Source organism: Actinomadura mexicana (assembly GCF_900188105.1).
Classification (GTDB): Bacteria; Actinomycetota; Actinomycetes; order Streptosporangiales; family Streptosporangiaceae; genus Spirillospora; species Spirillospora mexicana.
On the sequence record NZ_FZNP01000011.1, the window covers coordinates 120,200 to 143,014 of the forward strand.

At 72.3% G+C, this 22,815-nt stretch carries 25 protein-coding genes; 14 read left to right on the top strand and 11 right to left on the bottom strand.

Features of this window, described 5'->3' with window-relative positions:
• Positions 1-96: 96 nt before the first annotated feature.
• The 3 genes from CHC11_RS27025 to CHC11_RS27035 all read right to left on the bottom strand — a co-directional run bounded on the left by CHC11_RS27025 (position 97) and on the right by CHC11_RS27035 (position 2,964).
• Positions 97-993 (bottom strand): RNA polymerase sigma-70 factor, encoded by an 897-nt coding sequence (locus CHC11_RS27025; RefSeq protein ID WP_089314633.1) that lies wholly within the window; start codon positions 991-993, stop codon positions 97-99.
• A gap of 45 nt (positions 994-1,038) precedes the next feature.
• A complete protein-coding gene (locus CHC11_RS27030) occupies positions 1,039-2,130 on the bottom strand; it encodes an NAD(P)/FAD-dependent oxidoreductase (protein WP_089314770.1) in 1,092 nt (363 codons plus the stop codon).
• Positions 2,131-2,310: 180 nt separating this feature from the next.
• Complete coding sequence (locus CHC11_RS27035) at positions 2,311-2,964, bottom strand: TetR/AcrR family transcriptional regulator (RefSeq protein ID WP_179279018.1); 654 nt, start codon at positions 2,962-2,964, stop codon at positions 2,311-2,313.
• A 122-nt stretch (positions 2,965-3,086) separates the two neighbouring features.
• Here CHC11_RS27035 and CHC11_RS27040 point away from each other — a divergent pair, with 122 nt between their 5' ends.
• The gene (locus CHC11_RS27040; RefSeq protein ID WP_245919829.1) at positions 3,087-4,409 is read left to right on the top strand and encodes a cytochrome P450; all 1,323 of its coding nucleotides are present in this window, start codon (positions 3,087-3,089) and stop codon (positions 4,407-4,409) included.
• A gap of 16 nt (positions 4,410-4,425) precedes the next feature.
• Here the strand turns inward: CHC11_RS27040 and CHC11_RS27045 are convergent, their stop codons facing one another.
• The 3 genes from CHC11_RS27045 to CHC11_RS27055 all read right to left on the bottom strand — a co-directional run bounded on the left by CHC11_RS27045 (position 4,426) and on the right by CHC11_RS27055 (position 7,183).
• Positions 4,426-5,727: a cation:proton antiporter gene (locus CHC11_RS27045; RefSeq protein ID WP_089314635.1), complete on the bottom strand. Its 1,302-nt coding sequence runs from the start codon at positions 5,725-5,727 to the stop codon at positions 4,426-4,428.
• A 7-nt stretch (positions 5,728-5,734) separates the two neighbouring features.
• On the bottom strand, positions 5,735-6,217 hold the full coding sequence (locus CHC11_RS27050; RefSeq protein ID WP_089314636.1) for a cation:proton antiporter regulatory subunit: 483 nt from the start codon (positions 6,215-6,217) through the stop codon (positions 5,735-5,737).
• A 438-nt stretch (positions 6,218-6,655) separates the two neighbouring features.
• Positions 6,656-7,183: a MarR family winged helix-turn-helix transcriptional regulator gene (locus CHC11_RS27055; RefSeq protein WP_089314637.1), complete on the bottom strand. Its 528-nt coding sequence runs from the start codon at positions 7,181-7,183 to the stop codon at positions 6,656-6,658.
• A 111-nt stretch (positions 7,184-7,294) separates the two neighbouring features.
• Between CHC11_RS27055 and CHC11_RS27060 the strand changes: the two genes are divergently transcribed.
• The gene (locus CHC11_RS27060; RefSeq protein WP_089314638.1) at positions 7,295-8,083 is read left to right on the top strand and encodes an SAM-dependent methyltransferase; all 789 of its coding nucleotides are present in this window, start codon (positions 7,295-7,297) and stop codon (positions 8,081-8,083) included.
• Positions 8,084-8,306: 223 nt separating this feature from the next.
• Complete coding sequence (locus CHC11_RS27065) at positions 8,307-9,374, top strand: L-type lectin family protein (RefSeq protein ID WP_089314639.1); 1,068 nt, start codon at positions 8,307-8,309, stop codon at positions 9,372-9,374.
• Between the two features lie 78 nt (positions 9,375-9,452).
• On the opposite strand, the gene CHC11_RS27070 is transcribed toward CHC11_RS27065, so the two are convergent.
• Genes CHC11_RS27070 through CHC11_RS42180 form a run of 4 tightly spaced genes read right to left on the bottom strand, consistent with a single transcriptional unit; the run spans position 9,453 to position 11,272 of the window.
• A complete protein-coding gene (locus CHC11_RS27070; RefSeq protein ID WP_089314640.1) occupies positions 9,453-10,079 on the bottom strand; it encodes a dihydrofolate reductase family protein in 627 nt (208 codons plus the stop codon).
• On the bottom strand, positions 10,076-10,552 hold the full coding sequence (locus CHC11_RS27075) for an SRPBCC domain-containing protein (RefSeq protein WP_089314641.1): 477 nt from the start codon (positions 10,550-10,552) through the stop codon (positions 10,076-10,078). Before CHC11_RS27075 ends, CHC11_RS27070 begins: the two co-directional genes overlap by 4 nt.
• Positions 10,549-10,887 carry an ArsR/SmtB family transcription factor gene (locus CHC11_RS27080; protein ID WP_089314642.1) on the bottom strand — a complete coding sequence of 113 codons (339 nt, stop codon included), beginning with the start codon at positions 10,885-10,887 and terminating at the stop codon, positions 10,549-10,551. Before CHC11_RS27080 ends, CHC11_RS27075 begins: the two co-directional genes overlap by 4 nt.
• 40 nt (positions 10,888-10,927) lie before the next feature.
• Entirely contained in the window at positions 10,928-11,272 is a 345-nt protein-coding gene (locus CHC11_RS42180) for a hypothetical protein (protein WP_218826267.1), read from the bottom strand.
• 346 nt (positions 11,273-11,618) lie between these two features.
• On the opposite strand from CHC11_RS42180, the gene CHC11_RS27090 reads away from it, so the two are divergent.
• Entirely contained in the window at positions 11,619-12,245 is a 627-nt protein-coding gene (locus CHC11_RS27090) for a maleylpyruvate isomerase family mycothiol-dependent enzyme (protein ID WP_218826268.1), read from the top strand.
• 439 nt (positions 12,246-12,684) lie between these two features.
• On the opposite strand, the gene CHC11_RS43940 is transcribed toward CHC11_RS27090, so the two are convergent.
• Positions 12,685-13,131, bottom strand: a complete 447-nt coding sequence (locus tag CHC11_RS43940; protein ID WP_218826277.1) for an SAM-dependent methyltransferase — start codon at positions 13,129-13,131, stop codon at positions 12,685-12,687.
• A 659-nt stretch (positions 13,132-13,790) separates the two neighbouring features.
• On the opposite strand from CHC11_RS43940, the gene CHC11_RS41625 reads away from it, so the two are divergent.
• The 10 genes from CHC11_RS41625 to CHC11_RS27140 all read left to right on the top strand — a co-directional run bounded on the left by CHC11_RS41625 (position 13,791) and on the right by CHC11_RS27140 (position 22,803).
• Entirely contained in the window at positions 13,791-13,934 is a 144-nt protein-coding gene (locus CHC11_RS41625; RefSeq protein ID WP_179279019.1) for a hypothetical protein, read from the top strand.
• Positions 13,931-14,377, top strand: coding sequence for a cupin domain-containing protein (locus CHC11_RS27100; RefSeq protein ID WP_218826269.1), 447 nt, complete (start codon positions 13,931-13,933; stop codon positions 14,375-14,377). Before CHC11_RS41625 ends, CHC11_RS27100 begins: the two co-directional genes overlap by 4 nt.
• Positions 14,374-15,657 (top strand): beta-ketoacyl-[acyl-carrier-protein] synthase family protein, encoded by a 1,284-nt coding sequence (locus tag CHC11_RS27105; protein ID WP_089314644.1) that lies wholly within the window; start codon positions 14,374-14,376, stop codon positions 15,655-15,657. Before CHC11_RS27100 ends, CHC11_RS27105 begins: the two co-directional genes overlap by 4 nt.
• Complete coding sequence (locus CHC11_RS27110; protein ID WP_089314773.1) at positions 15,654-16,988, top strand: ketosynthase chain-length factor; 1,335 nt, start codon at positions 15,654-15,656, stop codon at positions 16,986-16,988. The genes CHC11_RS27105 and CHC11_RS27110 overlap by 4 nt, the downstream gene beginning before the upstream one ends.
• Before the next feature lies 1 nt (position 16,989).
• The gene (locus CHC11_RS27115) at positions 16,990-17,268 is read left to right on the top strand and encodes an acyl carrier protein (RefSeq protein WP_089314645.1); all 279 of its coding nucleotides are present in this window, start codon (positions 16,990-16,992) and stop codon (positions 17,266-17,268) included.
• Positions 17,265-18,770 (top strand): methyltransferase, encoded by a 1,506-nt coding sequence (locus CHC11_RS41630; protein ID WP_089314646.1) that lies wholly within the window; start codon positions 17,265-17,267, stop codon positions 18,768-18,770. The genes CHC11_RS27115 and CHC11_RS41630 overlap by 4 nt, the downstream gene beginning before the upstream one ends.
• A gap of 51 nt (positions 18,771-18,821) precedes the next feature.
• Positions 18,822-19,526 carry a TcmI family type II polyketide cyclase gene (locus CHC11_RS27125; RefSeq protein WP_089314647.1) on the top strand — a complete coding sequence of 235 codons (705 nt, stop codon included), beginning with the start codon at positions 18,822-18,824 and terminating at the stop codon, positions 19,524-19,526.
• Positions 19,523-20,707 carry a cytochrome P450 gene (locus tag CHC11_RS27130; RefSeq protein WP_089314648.1) on the top strand — a complete coding sequence of 395 codons (1,185 nt, stop codon included), beginning with the start codon at positions 19,523-19,525 and terminating at the stop codon, positions 20,705-20,707. The genes CHC11_RS27125 and CHC11_RS27130 overlap by 4 nt, the downstream gene beginning before the upstream one ends.
• 486 nt (positions 20,708-21,193) lie before the next feature.
• Positions 21,194-22,042, top strand: a complete 849-nt coding sequence (locus CHC11_RS27135) for an ABC transporter permease (RefSeq protein ID WP_245919832.1) — start codon at positions 21,194-21,196, stop codon at positions 22,040-22,042.
• Positions 22,039-22,803: an ABC transporter ATP-binding protein gene (locus CHC11_RS27140; RefSeq protein WP_089314649.1), complete on the top strand. Its 765-nt coding sequence runs from the start codon at positions 22,039-22,041 to the stop codon at positions 22,801-22,803. Before CHC11_RS27135 ends, CHC11_RS27140 begins: the two co-directional genes overlap by 4 nt.
• The last annotated feature ends 12 nt before the right edge of the window (positions 22,804-22,815 follow it).

The window sequence follows — 22,815 nt, forward strand, 5'->3', positions numbered from 1 at the left end:
GTTGGAGCCGTGCGCGCACGAGACCTCGCCGTCGGGTGTCCGACCGTCACGCCGGACGGCAGCGCGCTCGACGCGGCACCGGCTCGCCGCCGGTGTTCATCGCAGGGTGAGCGGGATCTCGGACTCGACGCGGGTCAGCTTCTCGGGATTGCGGACGTAGTAGAGGCCGGTGATGCGGTCGCCCTCGACGCGGGCCGCCAGGACGCCGTCGAGTTCGCCGTCCAGCCGCATGACGAGCGCCGGGCTGCCGTTGACCATGGCCTGGTCGACGGTGACCGAGCTCGGCACCCTGCCGATGCCGCCGACGATGTAGCGGGCCACCTTCTCGGCGCCGGTGACCGGCCGCAGCGCCGCCCGCTTGAGGCCGCCGCCGTCGCCCACCATCACGACGTCGGGGGCGAGCACGTCGAGCAGCCCTTGGAGGTCCCCGGTGTCGAGCGCGCGCTGGAAGGACTCCAGGACCGCCCTGCTCTCGGCCTGCGAGACCGCCTCGCGGGGACGGCGGGCGTCGACGTGCCGGCGGGCGCGGTGGGCGATCTGGCGGACGGCCGCGGGGCTCTTGCCGACCGCGGCCGCGATCTCCTCGTAGCCGACGTCGAAGACCTCGCGCAGCACGAAGACGGCGCGTTCGGTCGGCGCCAGCGTCTCCAGGACGAGCATCAGCGCCATCGACATGCTCTCGGCGAGCTCGACGTCCTCCGCCACGTCCGGCGAGGTGAGCAGCGGCTCGGGCAGCCAGGGGCCGACGTAGGCCTCCTTGCGGCGCGTCATCGTGCGCAACCGGTTGAGCGCCTGCCGGGTCGTGATCCGGACCAGGTAGGCGCGCCGGTCGCGCACCTGCCCCAGGTCGACCTTGACCCACCGCAGCCAGGTCTCCTGGAGGACGTCCTCGGCGTCGGCCGCGGAGCCGAGCATCTCGTAGGCCACGGTGAAGAGCAGGTTGCGGTGGGCGACGAAGGCCTCGGTCGCCGGGTCGGCGGCGTGGTCGCTCATGGGCTCATCCTCTCCTGCGCGCTCGGCGCCCGGCCGGGCGGCCGATCACTTCTTCTCGGGAAGGGCGCCGGCCATGGCGGTACGGGCGCTGAACCTGGCGCCCCGGACCACGCCCTCCTTGGTCATGGCCGCGGCGCGGCCGGCGAAGTACGCCCGCCGAGCGGTGTCGTCCCGCCGGACGATCTGGATCACGCCGTCGCGCCGCCCCAGGCTGAGACACGAGGCGACGTACTGCACCGAGTAGGGCTCGGGTGCGCGGCCACTGATCAGCCGGGCCACCGTGTCCGCCGCGTGCGCCCCCTGCGGCTCCGCCGTCTGGCACGACATCCGGGAGCCGGGGACGGCGGCGCAGTCGCCGGCGGCGATGACCCGCGGGTCGGTCACGCTGCGCAGGTACTCGTCCACGATGACGCGGCCCCGCTCGTCGACCTCCAGGCCGCTGCGCGCGGCGAGGTCGGGAACGCCGCCGATGACGGCCCACAGGGTGAGGTCGGAGCAGAACCGCTCACCCGACCGCAGCCGCACCGTTCCGGCGGCCCGCTCACCGGCCTCCACCCGCTCCACGGCGTCCTCCAGAATCGACACCTTCAATCGTTCCAAGCCGGCGCGCACCCGCTGTCGGGCCCCCTCCGAGAGGGTGGCCGCGAGGTCCCGCCCCACGAGCCGCACTGACAGGTCGGGACGGGCGTAGGCGACCTCGGCGGCGGTCTCGATGCCCGTCGGCCCGGCACCGGCGACGGTGACGGCGCCGCCCGCCGGCAGGGCCGCCAGTGCCTTCCGGGCCTGCTCCGCCCCTTCCCACGTCCCGATCGGGACGGTGCCGGGCAGGGGCGACAGCGTGCTCCCGACGGCCAGCACCAGGAAGTCGAAGTCGAGGGTCTCGCCGCCGTCCAGCGTCAGGCCGCCTTCGCCGATCTTCTCCACCGCCGCCCGCCGGGACCGGACGCCGTCGCGCAGCATCCGCGAAAGGGGGGTCGCAGCCCTTCCCGTCCCGGCCAGCTGCTGGTGCAGCCGCACCCGCTCGACGAAGTCGGGCCGCGGATTGACCACCGTGATCTCCGCGTCCGGAACCTTCTTCGCCAGCCGGTTCGCCGCGAGCGTTCCGGCGTACCCCGCGCCTGCCACGATCACCTTCATGTCCGCCTCCTCCATCAGGACGTGCCGTCCACAGGACACCGGAGGCGGCTTGTCCGTAACACCGGCGCGAGTGTGCTCCATCACAGCCGCGCTCGTCAGGGCGGGTTCAACGCACGTATGCGGCCCTCTCACGCCCACGGGGGAACTGCGCTCCGGTGTCGCCGCGCGGGCCGTGCCGTGTCAGCGGAGGCGGTGGTGGAGGGGCGCGGCCAGTTCGACGGTGCTCAGCATGAGCGCGACGGTGTAGTCGATCAGGTGGTCGCGATCGACCTCCAGGTCTCCCCGGAACCAGGTGGTGAACAGCTCCCAGAGGCCGGCCGTGAGGGTCAGGCCGGTCAGTTCCACGTCGACGTCGGGGAGCAGGACCTGGTCGAGGGTCTCGTGGGTCTGGGCGGCGAAGATCGCGGCCACGGTCCGGATGATCTCGATCCGCCGCCGCTGGAGCAGGGGGGAGGAGGGGAAGGCGTGGGTGAGGATGTGGGCCCGGCGCGGGTCCGTGGTCAGGAAGCCGAACACGGCGGTCACCACGGCGCGGGTACGGGCCTGCGGGTGGCGGGGAGCCCCGCGCGCGGCGGACAGGATCACGTCGGTGCCCTGGGCGACCTGCTCGTCGACGATCGCCAGGAGCAGGGCGTCGCGGTCCGGGAAGCTCTCGTAGAAGTAGCGGTCGTTGAGCCCGGCCTCGGCGCACACCTTCCGGACGGTCGTGGCGGCCAGCCCCTGGGTGCCCAGCAGTTCCAGCCCGGCCGCGAGCAGCGCGGCCCGGCGGCGGGCCCGGCGCTGGTCGGCGGGCACGCCGCGGTAGGGGCGCGCGCGGGGGTTCTGGGACGTCACAGCCCTGATTGTGCCGCATCCCTTGACTTCCTCCGCGAATCTGGAGACGGTAATCACCAGATATTTCTGGTGCGCTGCTTCACCAGAACTTCGGGCGCGACGAGACGGGAGCGTGAGGCCCGGTGGCCACGGAGATCCCCCCGCAGCTGACGCTGGCGGACATCGACCTGAGCGATCTGCGGTTCTGGGCCCGCCCGCTGGAGGAGCGGGCGCGGGCGTTCGCGCTGCTGCGCGCCCAGCCGGGTCCGGTGTTCTTCACCCTGCCGAAGCTCCCCTTCCTCGGGCAGAGCCCGGGGTCCTGGGCGCTGGTCCACCACGCGGACGTGACGGAGGCCAGCCGCCACCCGGAGGTGTTCAGCAGCGAGCCCAGTGCCACCAGCCCGGCCGACATGCCGCGCTGGATGGACGGCTACTTCAACTCTATGATCGACATGGACGATCCGCGGCACGCCAAGATCCGCCGGATCGTCTCGCGGGCGTTCAGCCCCAAGATGCTCGCCAAGGCCGAGGACGACATCGCGCGGCGGGCCGCCCGGATCGTGGACGAGCTGGTCGCGGCCGGCGGCGGCGACTTCGTCTCCGGGGCGGCGGCGCGGCTGCCGGTCGAGGTCATCTGCGACATGCTCGGCATCCCCGCCCGGCACCACCGGCGGGTGGTGGAGCTGACCAACATCATCGTCGGCTACAGCGACCCCGAGTACGTGGGCGCCACCGTGGAGTACAGGGACGGGACCCCGAAGCTCGGCCGGCTCGCCACGCTGCGCATGCTGGGCACGGTGGCGTCGGCGGGGTGGCGGCTGCACCGGCTGGCGGCCCGGCTCGGGCGGGAGCGCAGGTCCGCCCCCACCGGCGACCTGACCTCGGCGCTGGTCAACGCCAATGTCGACGGCGAACGGCTGACTCCGCGCGAGTTCGCCACGTTCTTCCTGCTGCTGGTGGTGGCCGGGAACGAGACCACCCGCAACGCGATCGCGCACGGATTGAAGCTGTTCACCGAGCACCCCGACCAGCGCGCACTGCTGCTGGCCGACTTCGACGGACGCATCGCCGGGGCCGTCGAGGAGATCGTCCGCTTCAGCAGCCCGGTCATCTTCATGCGGCGCAACCTCACCCGCGACCACGAGATGAGCGGCCACACCTTCCGCAAGGGCGACCGGGTGACGCTGTTCTACTGGTCCGCCAACCGCGACGAGGCGGTCTTCACCGACGCCGACCGCTTCGACATCACGCGCTCGCCGAACCCGCACGTCGGGTTCGGCGGTCCCGGCCCGCACTTCTGCCTGGGCGCCAACCTGGCACGGCGGGAGATCACCGTGATGTTCCGCGAGCTCTTCACCCGCCTGCCCGACATCGCCGCGGGAGAGCCCGACCGGCTCAGGTCCGGCTTCATCAACGGCTACAAGCGCCTGCCGTGCACCTTCACCCCTCCGCGACCCGGGCGCTGAAACGCCGGCTCGCGGTTCAGGGCCGGCCGGGCACCGGTGGCCGGCCCGCGGTCTCCACGTCCTCCCGCCCGTCGTCCCGCCCGTCGTCCCGGTCGTCGTCGGCGCCGTCGGCGGGCGGGGGGACGTCCTGCTTGCGGCGCGCGCCGCTCGGCCGGGTGCGGGACGGCCGGATGCCGCGCCAGCGGATGAAGGGCTCGACGCCGCGTGCGATCAGCGGCCCGGCGATGGCCAGCATCAGCACGTAGGCGGCGGCCAGCGGCCCGAGCCGGGGGTTGATCCCGTCCGACACGGCCAGTCCGGCGATGACGATGTTGAACTCTCCGCGCGGGACCAGCGCCGCTCCGGCGCGCAGCCGCCCGCGGGCGGCCACGCCCGCGCGGCGGGCGGCCAGCCAGCCGGAGGCGAGCTTGGTGGCGATCCCGGCCACGGCGAGAAGCGCGGCCACACCCAGCACGGGAGGCAGCTGGCCGGGGTCGGTGTGCAGGCCGAAGAACACGAAGAACACCGCGGCGAACAGGTCCCGCAGCGGAGCCAGCAGGTCGCGGGCGGTGTGGGCCAGCGGTCCCGACAGGGCGATGCCGACCAGGAACGCCCCGACCGCGGCCGACACCTGCAACTGCTGGGCCAGGCCGGCGACCAGCAGGGTCAGCCCCAGCACCTTCAGCAGCAGCACCTCGTCGGTGGGGCTGGCCACGAACCGTTCCACCAGCCGGCCGTGCCGCAGCGCGACGAACAGGATCGCTGTGATGGTGGCGGCGGCGATGCCGAGCGTGGTCGCCCCGGCGACCAGCGAGGCCCCGGCCAGCAGCGCGGTCAGGATCGGCAGGTAGGCGGCCATCGCCAGGTCCTCGAACACCAGGATCGACAGCACCGCCGGGGTCTCCCGGTTGCCCAGCCAGCCGAGGTCCCCCATGACCTTGGCGGTGATCCCGGACGAGGTGACGTAGGTGATGCCGCCGAGCGCCACCGCGGCCACCGGCCCCCAGCCCAGGATCAGCGCCACCGCCACCCCGGGGGCGGCGTTGAGCACCAGGTCGGCCAGTCCCGCCGGGGCCGAGGTGCGCAGCGTTCCGACCAGTTCCCCCGCGGTGTACTCCAGCCCGAGGGTGAACAGGAGGAGGATGACCCCCACCTCGGCGCCGAGCGAGACGAACTCCTCGCTGGCGCCGAACGGCAGGATGCCGCCCGAACCGAAGGCCAGCCCGGCCACCAGGTACAGCGGGATCGGGGAGATGGAGAACCGGACCGCCATCGCGCCCAGCAGGCCCAGCGCCAGGACGATCGCCCCTAGTTCGATCAGTTGTGTCGCGGCGTGCATGGTCCTGTCACCCGCCGTGCAGGATGGTCGCGACGGCGGCGGTGCCCTCGTCGGTGCCGACCACCACCACGACGTCCTCGGCGCGGAACTCGAAGTCCGGGCGCGGGCTGGCGATGACCTCGCCGTCGCGGACCACCGCCACGATCGAGGCTCCGGAGCGGGTGCGGGCCCGGGTGTCGCCCAGCCTGCGGCCCGCGTAGGGCGAGGCGGCCGTCAGCAGGATCTGCTCGGTCACCAGTCCCTCGACCTGCCGGTTCAGCTCGGCCAGCCGTTCCACCACCCGGCCGGTGCCCAGCAGTTCGGCCAGGGCGTTGGCCTCCTCGGCCGCCAGCGCCACCGACACCACGCAGGTGTCGGGGTCGTCCTTGTCGTAGATCACCAGATCGCGGCGGCCCGTGCGGTGCGACACCACTCCGATCTGGCGCCCCCGCCCGGTGGTGAACACATGCCGCAACCCGATGCCCGGCAGCGATGTCCGCTCGACGTCCATGACCCTCTCCCGCTTTCTCCGTGATCTCCGTGGCCGCCCGCAGGATGCCCCGGCACGCCCGTGTCCCGCCCCCGGCCGTCCTTGATCGCCGCCCATGGGGTTTTGGGCATGGTTTCAGAACCAGACGGAACATGACCCTAAGCGAAAACCGCCGGTGGAAGCGCTGTTCACGGCGCCCTTGGGAGCAAGTCCGCGCTCAGACTGACACGGTGTCGCCCGGCACGGTGTCGCCCGGCACGTGTCGCCCGGCACAGTGGACGGTCGCGCGTCCTGGTGCCCGTCCGCTGTCCGGTGCCGGAGCAGGGGAGGATCGGCGAGGCCGACGGAGACGACCGCGGGCGCCGTCGCCAGGCCGCCCGCCAGGAGGGCCAGCGGCGCGAAGGTGACGGACGCGAGCAGGCGGGGCCTGGATCGCGTGGCCTTCGCGCAAGGCCACGACTACCGCTCGGTCGGGGCGGGAGCCGCCGGGGGCGCGGGCTCGGGAGGCGCCGCGTCGAGGTGGGAGAGGATCCGGTCCTTCATCGGCCGCCGGGCCAGCGCGCGCTCCAGTTCGGTGACGACGGCGCTGAGCGCATGGGGGACCTCGTCGTCGAGTTCGGCGACCGCCGCCTCGGTCGCGCGCCACTCGGCCTCAAGGAACGGGACGAGGCCGCGGCCGCGGTCGGTCAGGGTGACGCGCCGCGTGCGGGCGTCCGTGCCGGGCTCGGAGTCGACCAGCCCCTCCCGGCGCATCGCCGCGATCGTCTGGCTCATCGCCGAGTGGGAGCGGTCCAGCGAGGCGGCCAGCTCCCGGATCGTCAGCGGGCCCGTGTGCGCGAGCCGGATCAGGGGGTAGGCGAAGCGGGGGCGGACCCCCCGGATGCCGCGGTCGGTGTACAGGGACTCGATCTGGGCGTCCAGGACGGTAAGCAGAGTGTGCAGCGCATGCCACCGCCCCGGCGCCGCGGTCGGGTCCGAAGATGTCACAGCGCTAATGTAACAGCGCTCATGTATAACCCCGTCCCCGAATGGCTCTCGGCGGGGCGGTGGAGGGGTAGAAAAGCAGGCAAGGAACCCGAGGACCAGGGGCCGTCTGCGATGAGCTCACAACCCGAGATCGACACCACCGTGCCGCATTCGGCCCGGATCTGGAACTTCCTGCTGGGCGGCACCGACAACTACCCCGTCGACCGGCAGGCCGGAGAAGCGATCTTCGCGGTCTTTCCGGGGATGGTCGCCATGGCCCGGCAGTCCAGGCGGATGCTGCGGCGGGTGGTGCGGCACCTGGCGGGGGAGGCGGGCGTCCGCCAGTTCCTGGACATCGGGACCGGGCTGCCCACCATGGACAACACCCACGAGATCGCCCAGCGGCTCGCTCCGGCCTCCCGCATCGTCTACGTCGACAACGACCCGCTGGTGCTGACGCACGCCCGGAAGCTGCTGACCAGCACGCCCGAGGGCGCCACCGACTACATCGAGGCCGACGTCCGCGATCCCGGCGCCATCCTCACCGAAGCCGCCCGCACCCTCGACTACGGCAGGCCCGTCGCGCTCATGCTCATGGGCATCCTGGGGCTGGTGGGCGACTACGACCAGGCGCGTTCGATCGCCGGCCGGCTCATGGCGGCACTGCCGTCCGGCAGCTACCTGGCCGTCTACGACGGCACCGACAGCGACCCCGCCTACACCGAGGCCATCCGGACCTACAACTCCGCCAGCGGCGCCGTTCCCTACAATCCCCGCGCGCAGGACCAGATCGCCGGCTACTTCGACGGCCTGGAACTGCTGGAACCCGGTGTCGTGCCGGTGACGCGATGGCGGCCCGACCCCGGCCAGGACGACGTCCCCGAGGTGTCCTGCTCAGGAGGACTGGCCCGCAAGCCCTGAACCACCGGGGGATGCCACGGACGGCCCTGCCCGCCGCTCCTCGTGGCGAAGATGTGGCCATCTCATGGGATGCCATGCATTTCATTAAAGAATGGCCTCGCATATCGCCGTAGTACCGGCAATGCGGGGATCTCGGCGTGATCATGTGTTCAGATGAACGCGGAAGAAGGATCGCTTCGGATCTCCGTGAGGGGTAAACGGCATGAGGCATCGGGGAGCTTGCATGACGGCGGCGGTCGGTGTCGTCGCGGCCGTCGCGTCATTCGGGCACGCGTCATTCGGGCACGCGTCGGCGGCGGACCGGCGGCCGGGATCGGTGCTGGTCCAGGAATCGTTCACCAGAGGCACCGCGGATTCGCGCTTCACCGGGTACGGGGCGGCCTGCCTGACGGGCGCGCCGCGGGGGACCGCCGCGGCGGAGGCCACGAACCATCCGCTGCGGGGGTGCCGCCGTGACCCGGTCGGTCCCGTGCCGCCGGGCAACGCCGCATCGCGCGGATACCTCCAGCTCACCGACGCCCACTCCGAAGAGACCGGCGCCGCGCTGTTCGACTCGCCGATTCCCACGCGGGACGGCCTGGAGGTCACCTTCGAACAATGGCAGTACGGCAACACCACCCGGGCCCCTGCCGACGGGATCTCGTTCTTCCTGACCGACGGCGCCCGAAGCCTCACCACGCCGGGCGCGTTCGGCGGGAGTCTCGGTTACGCCCAGAAACTGCCGGGCGGCAGGGCCGGCGAGCAGTTCGTCCCCGGAGTCGACGGCGGATACCTCGGCATCGGGCTCGATGTGCTCGGGGACTACTTCGGCGACGGAGAAGGGCGCGGGAACGGCTGCGAGCGGCGTTCCCCGGCCGGGACGGTGTTCCGTCCGCCCGCCCCCGGCCCCAACATCGTGACCGCGCGCGGCCCCGGGAACGGGGCCACCGGATACTGCCTGCTCGACGCGACCACCAAGAACAGGACGTCCAGGGGCCCCTGGCGATCGTCGCTTCCCGGGAGTCTCCACGGCGACCTGAAGACGATGCCCGCCCATGTCACGCCGAGCCGGGCCGAAAGGCTGCTGGAACCGGTGAAGCGAGTCGTCCGTGTGACAGTGCCGCCCGGCCCGAATCCGGTGGCGACGGTCGAAATCGACTTCCGGGACGGCGGCGGTTTCCAGCGGGTGCTGAGATTCGCCGCTCCGAGGCCCGTCCCGAACACCGTCAAGTTCGGCTTCGCCGCGTCCACGGGACCGCTCACCGACGTGCAGCTCATCCGCCGGGTCGCCGTGCGCTCCCAGCGCGGCTGAGCCGAGTCGCGAACTGCGGCTCGACGGCCTCGTTCGAAGCCCGTCGAGCCGCAGCATGTGGTCCGCCCTTCTTCCGTACTAGGCGAACGCTGCGGCTCCCTCGTATCGGCCTTGGAGCGCTTGGCCGGTCGTCTCGTATTCGAGGAGCAGCAGGCCCGCCGGAGTGGCCTCATGGCGGACGAGGCGCAGCCCGTTCGGGGTGCCCTGCGCGTTCAGAAGGCGCCGGCCGCTTCGCACCACGACGGGCGCGACCACGAGGCGGAGCGCGTCGATCAGGCCCGTCGGCAGCAGCGAATCCCCCAGGCGGGAGCTGCCGTGGATCTGGAGTTCGCGCCCCGGCCGCGCCTTGAGGTCGGCGACCGCCTGGACCGGATCGCCCGTGAGCACCGTGGTGGGGTGCCAGGTCCCCGCGGTGAGGGTGTCGGACACGACGTACTTCGGCAGCGTGTTCATCCGTCCGGCGAAGGGGTCGGCCGGGTCGGTGATCTTCGGCCAGTCGCGCGCGAACGCCTCGTAGGTGCGCCGGCCGAGGAGCAGGCCGTCGGCGAGGTCGAGCCACTCGGAGGCGCGCCGGACGAACGTCGCGTCCATGTGGGGCACGAGCCAGCCGCCGCGGGTGAAACCGTCCGTGGTGTCCTCGTCGGGCGAGCCGGGGCCCTGGCTGACCCCGTCGAGCGTGACGAACTCGGTGAGGGTGACCTTCATCGCGAGGTGATCCCTTCCGCGAACGCGGCCAGCTGGCCGGCGACCGTCGTCCAGCCGTCGGCGAAGCCGAGTTCGCTGTGGTGGGCGCGGGCCTCGGGGTCGCGGTGCTGGACGACCAGCCGGTAGTCCGTGCCGTCCGGATGGTCGTCCATCGTGATCGTGGCGGTCATCGCGACCGGCGCGGGGTGCGCCGGGCGCCACGTGCTGTCGATCGCGTTGGTGAACACGATCCGGTGTGCTTCCTCGACGGCGAGGAAGCACGCGTCCATGTGCGGGACGAACTCGGCCCCGTCGTCGCTCAGCCGCGTGACGAACGCGCCTCCGGGCCGCGGGTCCAAACGGACCACCTTGCAGCGGGAGGGGGCCGGGACCCACCACTGTTCGAACTGGGATGGATCGGTCCATGCGCGCCACACGGTCGCGCGCGGAGCACGGATGATCCGCTCCAGGCCGAGGTCGAGATCGGGGTTCATTGGGATTCCTCCTCAGGGTCGGTGACGAACTGTTCGAGGCGGTCGGTGCGCCCCTCCCAGATCCGGCGCTGCTCCGCGAGCCAGTCGTCGACGAGACCGAGCCGTTCGCGGTTGAGCGCGCAGGTGCGCACCCGGCCGGACTTGACGGTGCGGATCAGCCCGTTCGCTTCGAGGGTCCGCACGTGCTTCATGAACGAGGGGAGGGTCATGGGGAATTCACGGGCGAGGTCGCCGACGCTCGTGGGCCCGTGCCCGAGGCGCCGGACGACGGCGCGCCGGGTCGGATCGGCGAGGGCGACGAACACACCGTCCAGCTCCGGCAGATGCTGTGCCATGAGGCTAAGTATTGCATTCTGGCAATGGTTAGCGCAAGGGCTAAGTATGGCCGCCGAGCACGAGGCCGGCGATCACGAGCGCGTGCAGCGCCTGGCCGGTGACCAGCCAGGCCGTGCCCGTCCCGTGCACGCACATCGCCTGGCCGGGCCGGTGCGCGCCGAGCGCGACCATCGCCGCGTGCTGATCGCCCATGACCGACAGGATCGGCAGCCGCACCCCGAGGACGGACGGGTCGGTGAAGCCGAAGTCCCCGTCCTCGTCCACGACGGACAAGATGAACAGCACCGGCAGCGCGGCGGCCAGCGCGATCGGAAGCTGCTCGAAGGTCGCGCCCATGACCAGCAGCGCGACGAACACCACCGCGAACCCGGCCGCCGAGCTCACCCGCAGGCCGAGCCGGCGGCCGAAGTAGGCCGGACAGGCACCCGCCGGCGATGCCGACCGCGTTGAACGCCATGGAGCCCGCGGTCGCCTTCTCGAACTCCTTGCCGAACAGTGGCCGGGGCCATCGCGATGAGCACGCTGACCTGTGGGGGCGACAGGTCCAGTTGCTCGACCATGGGGGACAGCCCCGCGCCCGGCGCCGCGTTGGAGTAGGCGTCCAGGAACAGGCCCGACAGGGCCAGGAACCAGATCCAGTTCGCGCCAGGGGTGCTCGCTCGCGTTGCGATGAGTTCCCGCCGCGCCGCGAGTCCTCATTGCGGACCTGTTGGCGATCGGAGGAGAAGCCGTGAAGAACGATGTGTGGCCGATGGTGCATGCGGAGCGCGCGGCGCTGATCGACGACCTCGCGCACCTGGATGCCGAGCGGTGGGAGGAGCCCTCGCTCTGCGACGGGTGGACGGTGCACGACGTGGTGGCGCACCTGATCGACACGGCCCGCACGACCCGCCTCGGTTTCGTCCTCCGTCTCGCTCAGGCGCGGTTCGACTTCGACCGTCAGAACACCCAGGGGGTTCAGCGCGAGCGTGGTCCCTCACCCCGGGAGACGCTGGAGCGGCTCCGCCAGGTGGCCTCGCGCACGTCCACCCCTCCGGCAGCGCTCGACAGCCGCCTGGTGGAAGAGGTCGTCCACGGCGAGGACATCCGCCGTCCTCTGGTCATCGTCCACGCCTATCCGCAGGAGGCGGTCGTCAGATCACTCCGCTACCAGGCCCGCACACCGGCGTCCTTCGGAGGGGCCAGGGAGTTGGCGGCCCGCTTCCGCCTGAACGCGACGGACGCCGGCCTCGCGATCGGAGACGGCCCGGAGGTGAGCGGAACCGCACTCGCGCTGCTCTTGGCGATCTCCGGCCGGCGCGCGGCACTGCGCGATCTCACCGGGCCGGGCGTCCCCATCCTGGCAACGTCCGCCTGACGGTTCCGCTCTTCATGATCACGACTCGGTGACGGCCGTCAGAAATGGCGCTCTATCGCAATTTCCAGTTTTTAGGCTTCCGCCGTGACCGCGCCGCCTGCCTCTGACGACGTCCCGAACGATCCCGCGCCGGCCGACCCGGGCTCCGCTCGATGGCCCCGCACCCCCGGTCGTTCCACCGGCCCCTGCGGGGGATCCGGTCCCGCCCGTCCCCGCCGGGCGCCGCACGAACCGGTTCGCGGTCACCGCCATGCGGCCCGGTGACGCCGGTACGGCCCCGGTCTGAAGCTCCACGTCGCGCCACCGGACCGGGGTACACAATGCACGGTGACAAGTACCCGGGGGACGGGGGCATGGAAGAAAAGGTGATCGAAGGCTGCACCAAGCGTGCCGGCAAGGTCTGGGGGGCGAACCCACCCACCGATATCGACGACACCGCCTAAGTGGCCCCGACCGAGGAAGCCTGGAAAGTCGGACGCCGATTGGTCATCTGCCTGGTCGAGGGCAGCCATGGACCCCTGAAGCGGTCCGTGGTCCCGCACTGACCCGACTCCGCTGGCCGGTGCGCCGACTCCGCCCAGCGCCGCCGGTGGCCACTCCCTTGTCGCCGAGCGCGGAGCACAGGCACGTGCAGCTGGCCGGTCTCAGCGGCATGTAGAGCGGCGTCGTCCGGGATGAAGTGCAGGATCGCGAGGAGGCTCAGCGCCACGGGCCGGCTCAGGTCGGGGGGCTCGCGCAGGTGGCCGGAACCGAGGATCGCGCCGGGGTCGAGGATGTCGGCGTCCAGGCAGATGATCCTGCCCTCCCGGTGTGCTCGTGAGCGGGGCGCGGGCGTGCACCAGGACGATCGGGGCGTTGCCGGTGTGCCCGCGGCGCATTGGCCGATGCGGGCGGGAGGCGGTGTCCCGGCGTCGGAGTTCCGTTGCCGGTAAGGCCTGAACGTGTCGAATCAAGCGCTTCGTAAATGCGGGTGAAGTCGCCTTGGATCTTGTTTCGGAGCGTATCACTTTCGATTGTGCGACCCCTCGGGCTCTTTCTTCCGCGAGGGCTGACGGTCTTGGGAAGACGGCCGGTCGGCTGGTGCCTCACCTTGTCCTGCACGCCACCCCGCGTCCTCTCGCCAGGTCAGAGGCGATGATCCTCGCGTCGCGAGCGGCCGCGCCGGCGTCGCGTAACCGGCATAGTCGACTTATGTGGCGAGATACACAGTCGGGACATGTGAAGAAAATAGCCTAAAGTGAACACCCTTTTCGGGGGTGGGGTGTCTCGATGGCGCGCTCGGTCCGGATTTCCGAAGAACTGGGCCCCGAGGATCTCGCAACAATCTACCTATGCCTTGCCATTGATCGTTGGGAATTGGTTATAAGAAGAGAGTCCGCGCGGTTCTCTGAAAGGAGCGAAGCCGGATCGGGCGTACGTGCTTCCCCCAGGCGGGAGGGCCCCGACACGACGCTCAGCACCGATCTCCAGAGGCGTACCGGCCACTCTCGGCAGCCGAGCGAGGCGAGGGACGGCCGCCGCCCGCCAGGAAGGACGAAACCCCCGATGGCCCTCACCCCCATGCCCCTCGAAACGCGCGCCTTCGAGGAGCACGACGCCCCCGCCCGCGATCGGACGCGGGCCGAGTCGGTCGCGCCGCCCATCCCGGACGGTCCGGTACCGGCCGGAAAGCGGGGCCAGGGAACGTGACCGCTCTCGAAGCCGTCAAGGTCCGCGCCCGCGAGGTCGAACCGAACCAGCGGCTCGGCGGCACCATCCGGATGTTGCTGTCGCCTGGCACGGCCCGGACGACGGCGGGCCTCATGGCGCTGCTCGAACTCCAGCCGGGGGAGCGCGTCAGCGAGCATTACCACCCGTACACCGATGAGCACGTCTACGTCTCCGACGGGTGCCTCGTTCTTGCCGTCAACGGCGCCGAGCAGGTCGTGAACGCCCGGGAGGCGGTGCTGATCCGCCGCGGTGCCCGGCACCGCTACGAGAACAGAAGCGACCGGCCGGTGACGGCCGTGCTGTTTCTCGGGCCGCTGGCCCCGAGCCCCGACATGGGCCATGTCGAGACCGCGGAGCCGCACGGCGATGGGCCGCCGCCGTCGGTGGACACGCCGCCGTCCGCCGCGGCGGAGCCGGCATGAGCGGGCGGCCGGCCCGCCCTGTGGCGATCACCGGGATCGGGGTCCTGACGCCGGGCGCCCCGGGCACGAGCGGTTTCTGGGACACCGTCACCGGCGGCAGGCCCACCTTCCGCACGATCACCGTGTTCGATCCCGGGCCGTACCGGTCCCGGATGGCGGCGGAGATCGACTTCGACGCCGGAAGGCACGGGCTGACGCCCCGGCAGCGGCGCCGGATGGACCGCGCCGCCCAGTTCGCCCTGGTCACCGCGCGGGAGGCGCTGGCCGCCTGCGGGCTCCGGTCCGGCGACCTCGACCCGGCCCGCACCGGCGTCGTCGTCGGCAGCGCGGTCGGCTGCACCGTCTCGCTCGAACGCGAGTACAGCGTGGTCAGCGACAGCGGCCGCCTCGCGGTGGTGGATCCGTCCTACGGCTCGCCGCACCTGCCCGACTACCTCGTCCCGACGTCCCTGGTCCGCGAGGTCGCCTGGGACGTCGGCGCGGAGGGGCCCGCCTGCATGGTCTCGACCGGATGCACCTCCGGACTGGACGCCGTCGCGCACGGTGTGGAGATCATCCGCGAGGGCGCCGCGGACGTGGTGCTGGCGGGGGCGTGCGAGGCGCCCATCTCCCCGATCACGGTGGCCTGCTTCGACGCGATCCGGGCGACGTCCCCGGACAACGACGACCCCGAGCGCGCCTGCCGCCCCTTCGACGCCACCCGGGCGGGGTTCGTGCTCGGCGAGGGCGCGGCGATGCTGGTGCTGGAGGACGCCGCGGCGGCCCACGCGCGGGGCGCGCGCGTGCACGCGGAGATCCGCGGGTTCGCGTCCCGGAGCAACGCCTACCACATGACCGGGCTGCGGCCCGACGGTGCCGAGATGGCGGCGGCGATCAGAACGGCCCTGGACGAGGCGGACGTCCCCGCGGACGGTGTCGACTACATCAATGCGCACGGGTCGGGAACCAGGCAGAACGACCGGCACGAGACGGCCGCCTTCAAACTCGCGCTCGGCCCGGAGCACGCCTACCGGCTGCCGGTCAGCTCCATCAAGTCGGTGGTGGGCCACTCGCTCGGCGCGATCGGCGCGATCGAGGTGGCGGCGAGCGCGCTGGCGATCGAGCACGACATCGTCCCGCCCACCGCGAACCTCCGGCATCGCGATCCCGAATGCGACCTGGACTACGTTCCGGTGACGGCACGCGAGCAGCGGGTCGACACGGTGCTCACGGTCGGCAGCGGGTTCGGCGGTTTCCAGAGCGCCATGGTGCTCAGCGCCCCGGGAAGGTGGCCGGGATGACCGGGGCCCCGACGGCCGCCGAGGACGACCAGGCGGTCATCACCGGGCTCGGCGTGGTCTCCCCGAGCGGCCTGGGCGCCGAGCGGCACTGGGAGGCGACGCTCACCGGCCGCGTCGCGATCGGGCCCATCACCCGGTTCGACCCGAGCGGCTACCCGGCCCGGCTCTCCGGCGAGGTCCGCGGCTTCGTTCCGCGCGACCACCTCCCGGGACGGCTGCTGCCGCAGACCGACCGCCTCACCCAGCTGGCGCTGACCGCCGCCGAATGGGCGGTCAACGACGCCGGGCTGTCGCCGTCCCCCGAGGAGTCGCTGCTGTACGGCGTCGTGCTGGCCAACTCGGCAGGCGGGTTCGAGTTCGGTGAGAACGAACTGCGCAAGCTGTGGTCGATGGGGCCGAAGAAGGTCAGCGCCTACCAGTCGTACGCGTGGTTCTACGCGGTCAACACCGGTCAGATCTCCATCCGCCACGGGCTGCGCGGCCCCTGCGGCGTCCTCGTGAGCGGTCAGGCCGGCGGTCTGGACGCGATCGGGCAGGCGTGCCGTGTGCTGCGCAAGGGCGCCGTCGGCGTGCTGACCGGGGGATTCGAGGCCCCGGTGTGCTCGTGGGGGGTGACCGCGATGTCGGCCGGCCGGGACGCGCCGACCGCTCCGCAGGTGTCCGCGGGCGACGACCCGGCGACCGCCTACCGCCCCTTCGCCGCCGACGCCTCCGGGCATGTGATCGCCGAAGGCGGCGCGATCCTCGTCCTGGAACGCGAGCGCCATGCCCGCGCCCGCGGCGCCCGGCACCGGTACGGGCGGGTCGCCGGGTACGCCGCGACGATGGACCCGCCGCCGGGATCGAGCCGCCCGGCGACGCTGCGCAACGCCGCCGCGCTCGCCCTCGCCGAGGCCGGTGTCGCCCCGGAGCGGATCGACGTGGTGTTCGCGGACGCCGCGGGCAGCACGATGCGCGACCGCGCCGAGGCCGAGGCGCTCACCGGGCTGTTCGGCGCCGGCGGCGTGCCGGTGACGGCGCCCAAGGCGATGACCGGGCGGATGTCGGCGGGCGGCGCCGCCGTCGACGTCGCGACCTGCCTGCTGGCCATGCGCGACGGGATGATCCCGCCGACCGCGGACGTGCGGGCCGATCCGTCCTACGGACTCGACCTGGTCACCGGACGCCCCCGTCCCGCCCGCATCGACCACGCGCTGATCCTGGCGCGCGGCGAGGGCGGGTTCAACAGCGCACTCGTCCTGGCCGCGTGCCCGCGCCAAACCCCGCCCGCGGCCGAACCACGTGGTGAACGGGCTCCCCGCGCCCTTCCCGGAACCGAACCCAGGAGCTGACATGGCCCAAGAACGCCCGATAACCCTGACCGACCTGGTGCTCGTCCTCCGCGACTGCGCCGGGGAGGACGAAGGCGTCGACCTCGCCGGCGACATCGCCGACCGCGCGTTCACCGACCTCGGCTACGACTCCGTCGCGATGATGGAGGTCTCCGCGCGGATGGTCGAGCGCTTCGGCCTGGAACTCGACGAGGACAGGCTGTTCACCCTGGGGACGCCCGCCGAGATGCTCCGCTGCCTCAACCAGGCCGCGGCGGGGGACGGGGAGGCCCGGCGATGACCGTGAGCACCGACAACCAGGTCCTGGTGGACGCGCCCATGGAGATGGTGTGGGAGCACACCAACGACGTGGCGGGGTGGCCGGAGCTGTTCACCGAGTACGCCGCCGTGGAGATCATCGAGCGGGACGGCCCCTCGGTGATGTTCCGGCTCACCACCCACCCGGACGAGCAGGGCAACGTCTGGTCGTGGGTGTCGCGGCGCACCCCCGATCCCGAGACCCGCACCGTCCGCGCCCACCGGGTGGAGACCGGGCCGTTCGCGTTCATGAACATCTGCTGGGAGTACCGCCAGCAGGCGGCGGGCGTACTGATGCGGTGGACGCAGGAGTTCGCGATGAAGCCGGACTCTCCGATCGGCGACGACGCGATGCGCGACCGCATCAACCGCGGCACCGCCGAGCAGATGGCGCACATCAAGGCGGTCCTGGAGGATCGTGCCCGGAAGGCCCCCGGCAAGGACGGACCAGGCGCGTACGGGCCCGGCGACCTCCACGCGCAGCGCCTGCTGTATCTGACGTGCGGGATGCGGCTGGCCGCGGTGGTGAGCACGCTGGCGGAACTGGGCGTCGCGGATCTGACCGCGTCCGGGCCGCGTTCCGTCACCGAACTGGCCGCGGCCACCGGTACCGTCCCGGACGCGCTCTACCGCCTGCTGCGCTGCGCCGCCTCCGTCGGGATCCTGGAGGAGCAGCCGGACGGACGGTTCGCGGGCACACCGCTGGGCGACGGCCTGCGCGCCGACGACCCCTACAGCCTGCTGCCCCTGGTCCTGCACAGCACGCGGTCGTTCGTGACGAAGCCGTTCGGGGCGCTGGCGCACAGCATCCGCACCGGCGAACCGGCGACGGTCCCGACGCTGGGCACCGACATCTGGCGCTATTTCGCCGGCAACCCCGAGGACGGCGCCCGCTTCGACCACACCATGACCACGCTGGGCCGCTGGGAGACCGAACGGCACCTGGACGTCGTCGGGCCCGAGCGGTTCGGCCGGATCGCCGACCTCGGCGGCGGGCAGGGCCACTTCCTCGCGGCCGCGCTGCGGCGGGCGCCGGACGCGTCGGGCGTGCTGTTCGAACGGCCGGGCGCCGTCGAGGCCGCGGCGGAGGTGCTCGACGCCCAGGGGGTCGCCGAGCGCGTCACCCGGATCGCCGGCGACTTCTTCACCGACCCGCTGCCGGACGACTGCGACGCGTACGTGCTCAAGGCCGTCCTGCACAACTGGCCGGACGAGCGGGCCGTCGAGCTGCTGACCGCCGTCCGCGGGGCGATCGAGGACCGCCGCGCGGCGCGGCTGTTCATCGTCGAGCACGTGGTGGCGGAGGGGAACCGATGGGACCACGCCAAGTTCCTCGACCTCGACATGCTCGTGCTGTTCGGCGGCCGGGAGCGGAGGCACGGGGAGTGGCGGCGGCTGCTGGCACGGTGCGGTTTCGCGCTGGTCGCCCCTCCTCGGGAGGGGCACTGGACCGTTCTGGAATGCCGCCCCGTGGAGGCCGAGTGACCGGGCGCCGGTGACCCGGGCCCGCCGACCCCGACGTCAAGGAGGACGAGCATGCTTCCCCAAGCCCCGCCCCCGACCCACCGGGCGGTCATGATCCGGAAGATCGCGCCCGGTGACCGGGACGCGGTCGCGGCGGTGTTCCGCGAGCACGACCGCACCGACCTGCCCCGCCGCATCGGCGTCACCCGCCGCACTCTGCTGACCTTCCACGACCTGTACATCCACCTGGTCGAAGGAGACGCGTCGTTCGAGAAGGCCCTGTACGCCGCGGGCGACGACCCCGGATTCCGCGATATCAACGCCAGACTCGCCACGCTGCTGGTCCCTTACGACAGGGACCGCCCGGCCATGCGCCAGGCACAGGCCGAGGAGTTCTACCACTGGTCGGACGACCGGCCGCAGGCGACGTACCGGCTGCTGCTGGAGATCCGCGTGGACGAGGCGCGCAGCGCGGAGTTCGAATGGACCTGGCGCCGGATGGCCGCCGTCGCCGCCCGCGATCCGGGGTACATCACCCAGTCGCTGTCGCGCGACCTCACCGACCCCGGCACCTACCACCTGATCAGCGACTGGACCGACGAGGACGCCCACGAGCGCTTCCTCGCCTCACCCGGGCACCGGGCGCTCGCCGCCGCGCTCCGCGACCTTGACGCCAAGGTCCGCGCGACACGCACGCGCATCAGCGCCCACCGCCCCGGCCCGGCCGAGGACCACCGGACGGCCGGGGCGTCCCAGACCGGGCAGGAGGAGCGATGAGCGAGCCGACCGACTCGGGCGGGGCCGGCGACCACCCGCCGGTGCCGCTGATCAATGACGTCCGCGCGCCCGGCCCGCCCGCCCGCGTGCGGATGCTGTCGGGCGACATCGGATACGCGGTGACCCGGGCGGCCGAGGCCCAGCACGTGCTGTGCGACCCGGCCTTCAGCAGTGCCGCGACGTTCCTGCCCCGCACTCCCGCGGAGCCGCGGGGGCCGGTCGGCTCCAGCAGGGTCCTGTTCGAGATGGATCCGCCCGAGCACACCCGGCTCCGGCGGGCGGTCGCCCAGGCGTTCGGCCGCCGCCGCGTCGAGGCCATGCGGGCGGGCATCGCGGAGGTCGTCGACGGACTGCTGGACGAGATGGCCGCGGGCGGGCCGCCGGCCGACCTGGTCCGGTCCCTGTGCGCGCCGCTGCCGCTCACCGACATCTGCGAGCTGCTCGGCGTCCCGCGCGAGGACCGCGACTCCTTCCGCGGCTGGGCCGAGACGATCATGGCGCTGCGCGGCCACTCCCAGCAGGAGATCGACCGGGCCCGGGCCGCGATCCAGCGCTACTTCGTCGAACTGGTCGCGGCCAGGCGCGCCGAACCGGCCGACGACCTGGTCAGCGAACTGCTGACCGAGCCCGACCGCGAGGAGCGGATCACCGAGGCCGAGCTGGTCAGACTCGCGATCACCCTGCTGATCGCCGGGCACGGGCCCACGATGAACCAGCTCGCCCGGAGCGTGCACGCCCTGCTGACACGTCCCGAGATGTACGCCGCGCTGCGCCGGGATCCGGAGCTGGTGGCGACGGCGGTGGAGGAGCTGCTGCGGACGGTGCCGTCGGTGCCGGTCGGCACCCCGCGCCTGGCCCTGCGGGACGTGGAGATCGGCGGTGTGCCGATACCCGCCGGCAGCACGGTCGCGGTGTCCTCGCTCGCGGCCAACCGCGATCCCGCCCTGTTCGACGATCCGGAAGTGACGGACCTCGGCCGGACCGACAACAAGCACCTGACGTTCGGCCACGGCCCCCACTTCTGCATCGGCGCCCAACTCGCCCGGACCGAGATGCGGACGGCACTCGCCGCCCTGGTACGGCGCTTCCCCGACCTGTGCCTGGCCGTCCCCCCGGAGGCCGTCCAGTGGCGGACGGACTCCCTCTTCCACGGCCCCTTGGAGCTGCCCGTGACCTGGTGACCCGGCCGTCTGCTCGGGGTCCCCGTCGTCGCCGGCGTGCTCGGCGCGCCCGCGGCGAACTGGTGGGGACGTCGGGCGAACCCTCTGCGGAGGGTGTGTCGCGGCTCGTCCGCTCAGAGGCATCCGGGCGGTGTGATTTGCGTAACCGTGGAGTCGATCGGCGCGGAGGGCCGTCCCGGGCATATTCCCAGGTAAAACGGTAGGTTTTATCGGAAAACCGGTCCCGGGCCGACGTCTTCGCAGGTGAAGCCGGTTTCCCGAGGGCTTCACAGGGACGGATGCCGAGTGCATGCTGAGGGCATGAACGCAGCGAAGGTCCTGGTGGCGAGGCGCCACGTCGACCTCCTCCGCGTGTGCAGCGCGTCCTGTTGAGCCGCTCTTTCGTGCGCCGACGCCACTGACCGGCGAGCCCCCTCTTCCACCCGGCCGCCCCCTGCGCCGGGACCCTGCCGCCTTCCTTCCGTTCCCCTCTTCCGGAGGTGCCTCGTGTCCACCCACCTGCTCGATCCACCCCGCTCGGCGATTCCCGAAGCGGCGCGGCCCGCGGTCGCGGCCCGCTCCGGCGCCGTGCTGCTGTCCCTTCTGCGCCGGGCCCGCAAGGTCAGCGGGCTCGTCGTCATCCTCGCCCTGTGGGAGGCCGGCGCCCGTGCGGGCTGGCTCGGCAGCACGACCCCGCCGCTCAGCGACGTAGCCGTCCGCGGCTGGGAGATGGTGTCGTCGGGCGAGCTGTTCCAGAACCTCGGAGTCTCGCTGACGCGGGTTCTGAAGGGCCTGGCGATCGGGCTGCCGGCCGGCCTCGTCCTCGGCCTGCTCTCCGGGCTGTTCAGGATCAGCGAGGACGTCATCGACGCACCGGTCCAGGCGGTCCGGATGCTTCCGCACCTCGCGCTGGTCCCGCTGTTCATCATCTGGTTCGGGATCGGTGAGACGTCCAAGGTCGGCCTGATCGCGGTCGGCGTCGTGTTCCCGCTCTACATCAACGTGTTCCACGGCATCCGGGGCGTGGACGAGCGGCTGGTGGAGTCGGCCCGCACCTGCGGGCTCGGCCGGCTCGGCCTCGTCCGGAAGGTCATCCTGCCCGGCGCGCTCCCGCAGATCCTCGTCGGCCTGCGCCTGTCGCTCGGTGTCGCCTGGCTGACGCTCGTCGTCGTGGAGCAGTCCGCGACGGCCAGCGGCATCGGCTTCGTCATCAACCAGGCCACCCAGTTCCTGCAGATGGACACGGTCTTCCTGGTGCTCGTGGTCTACGCGCTGCTCGGCGTGTCGACGGACCTGCTGGTGCGGCTCGTCGAGCGGCGCGCCCTGGCGTGGCGGAAGGGGCTGGTGGCGCGATGACGACGACGGTTGCGAGCGGCGTGCGGGTCCGCGGCCTCAGGCGGGTGTTCGGCGAGCGCGCCGTCCTGGACGGCGTGGACCTCGACATCGAGCCCGGCGAGTTCGTCGCGCTGCTCGGCGCGAGCGGCTCCGGGAAGAGCACGCTGCTGCGCGCGCTGGCCGGACTGGACGGCGAGGGGAGCGGCGAGATCGGCGTCCCCGGCCAGCGGGCCGTCGTCTACCAGGAGCACCGCCTGCTGCCCTGGAGCCGGGTGTGGGACAACGTCGTCCTGGGGCTGCGAGGACGCGACCTGCGCGGGCGGGCCGAAGCGGCCCTGGCCGAGGTCGGGCTGACGGCCCGCGCCGACGCGTGGCCGCTCACCCTGTCCGGCGGCGAGTCGCAGCGCGTCGCGCTGGCCCGGGCGCTGGTGCGGACGCCCGACCTGCTCCTGCTCGACGAGCCGTTCGGGGCCCTGGACGCGCTCACCCGGCTCAACGCCCAGGCGCTCGTCGCCGACCTGTGGGCCGAGCACCGGCCGGCGGTCCTGCTGGTCACCCACGACGTCGAGGAGGCGCTCCTGCTCGCCGACCGCGCCCTGCTGCTCGCGGACGGCCGGATCGAACGGGAGTACTCCGTGGACCTTCCCCGGCCGCGGTCGCTGGACGATCCGAGGTTCATCGCGCTGCGGCGCGACCTGCTCGACGGGCTCGGAGTGCGAACCGTCCTCCAGCCCCCACCCACCGCCATTCAACCGACGAGTTCGGCTCGACGAACCGTCTGACTGCCAAGGAGG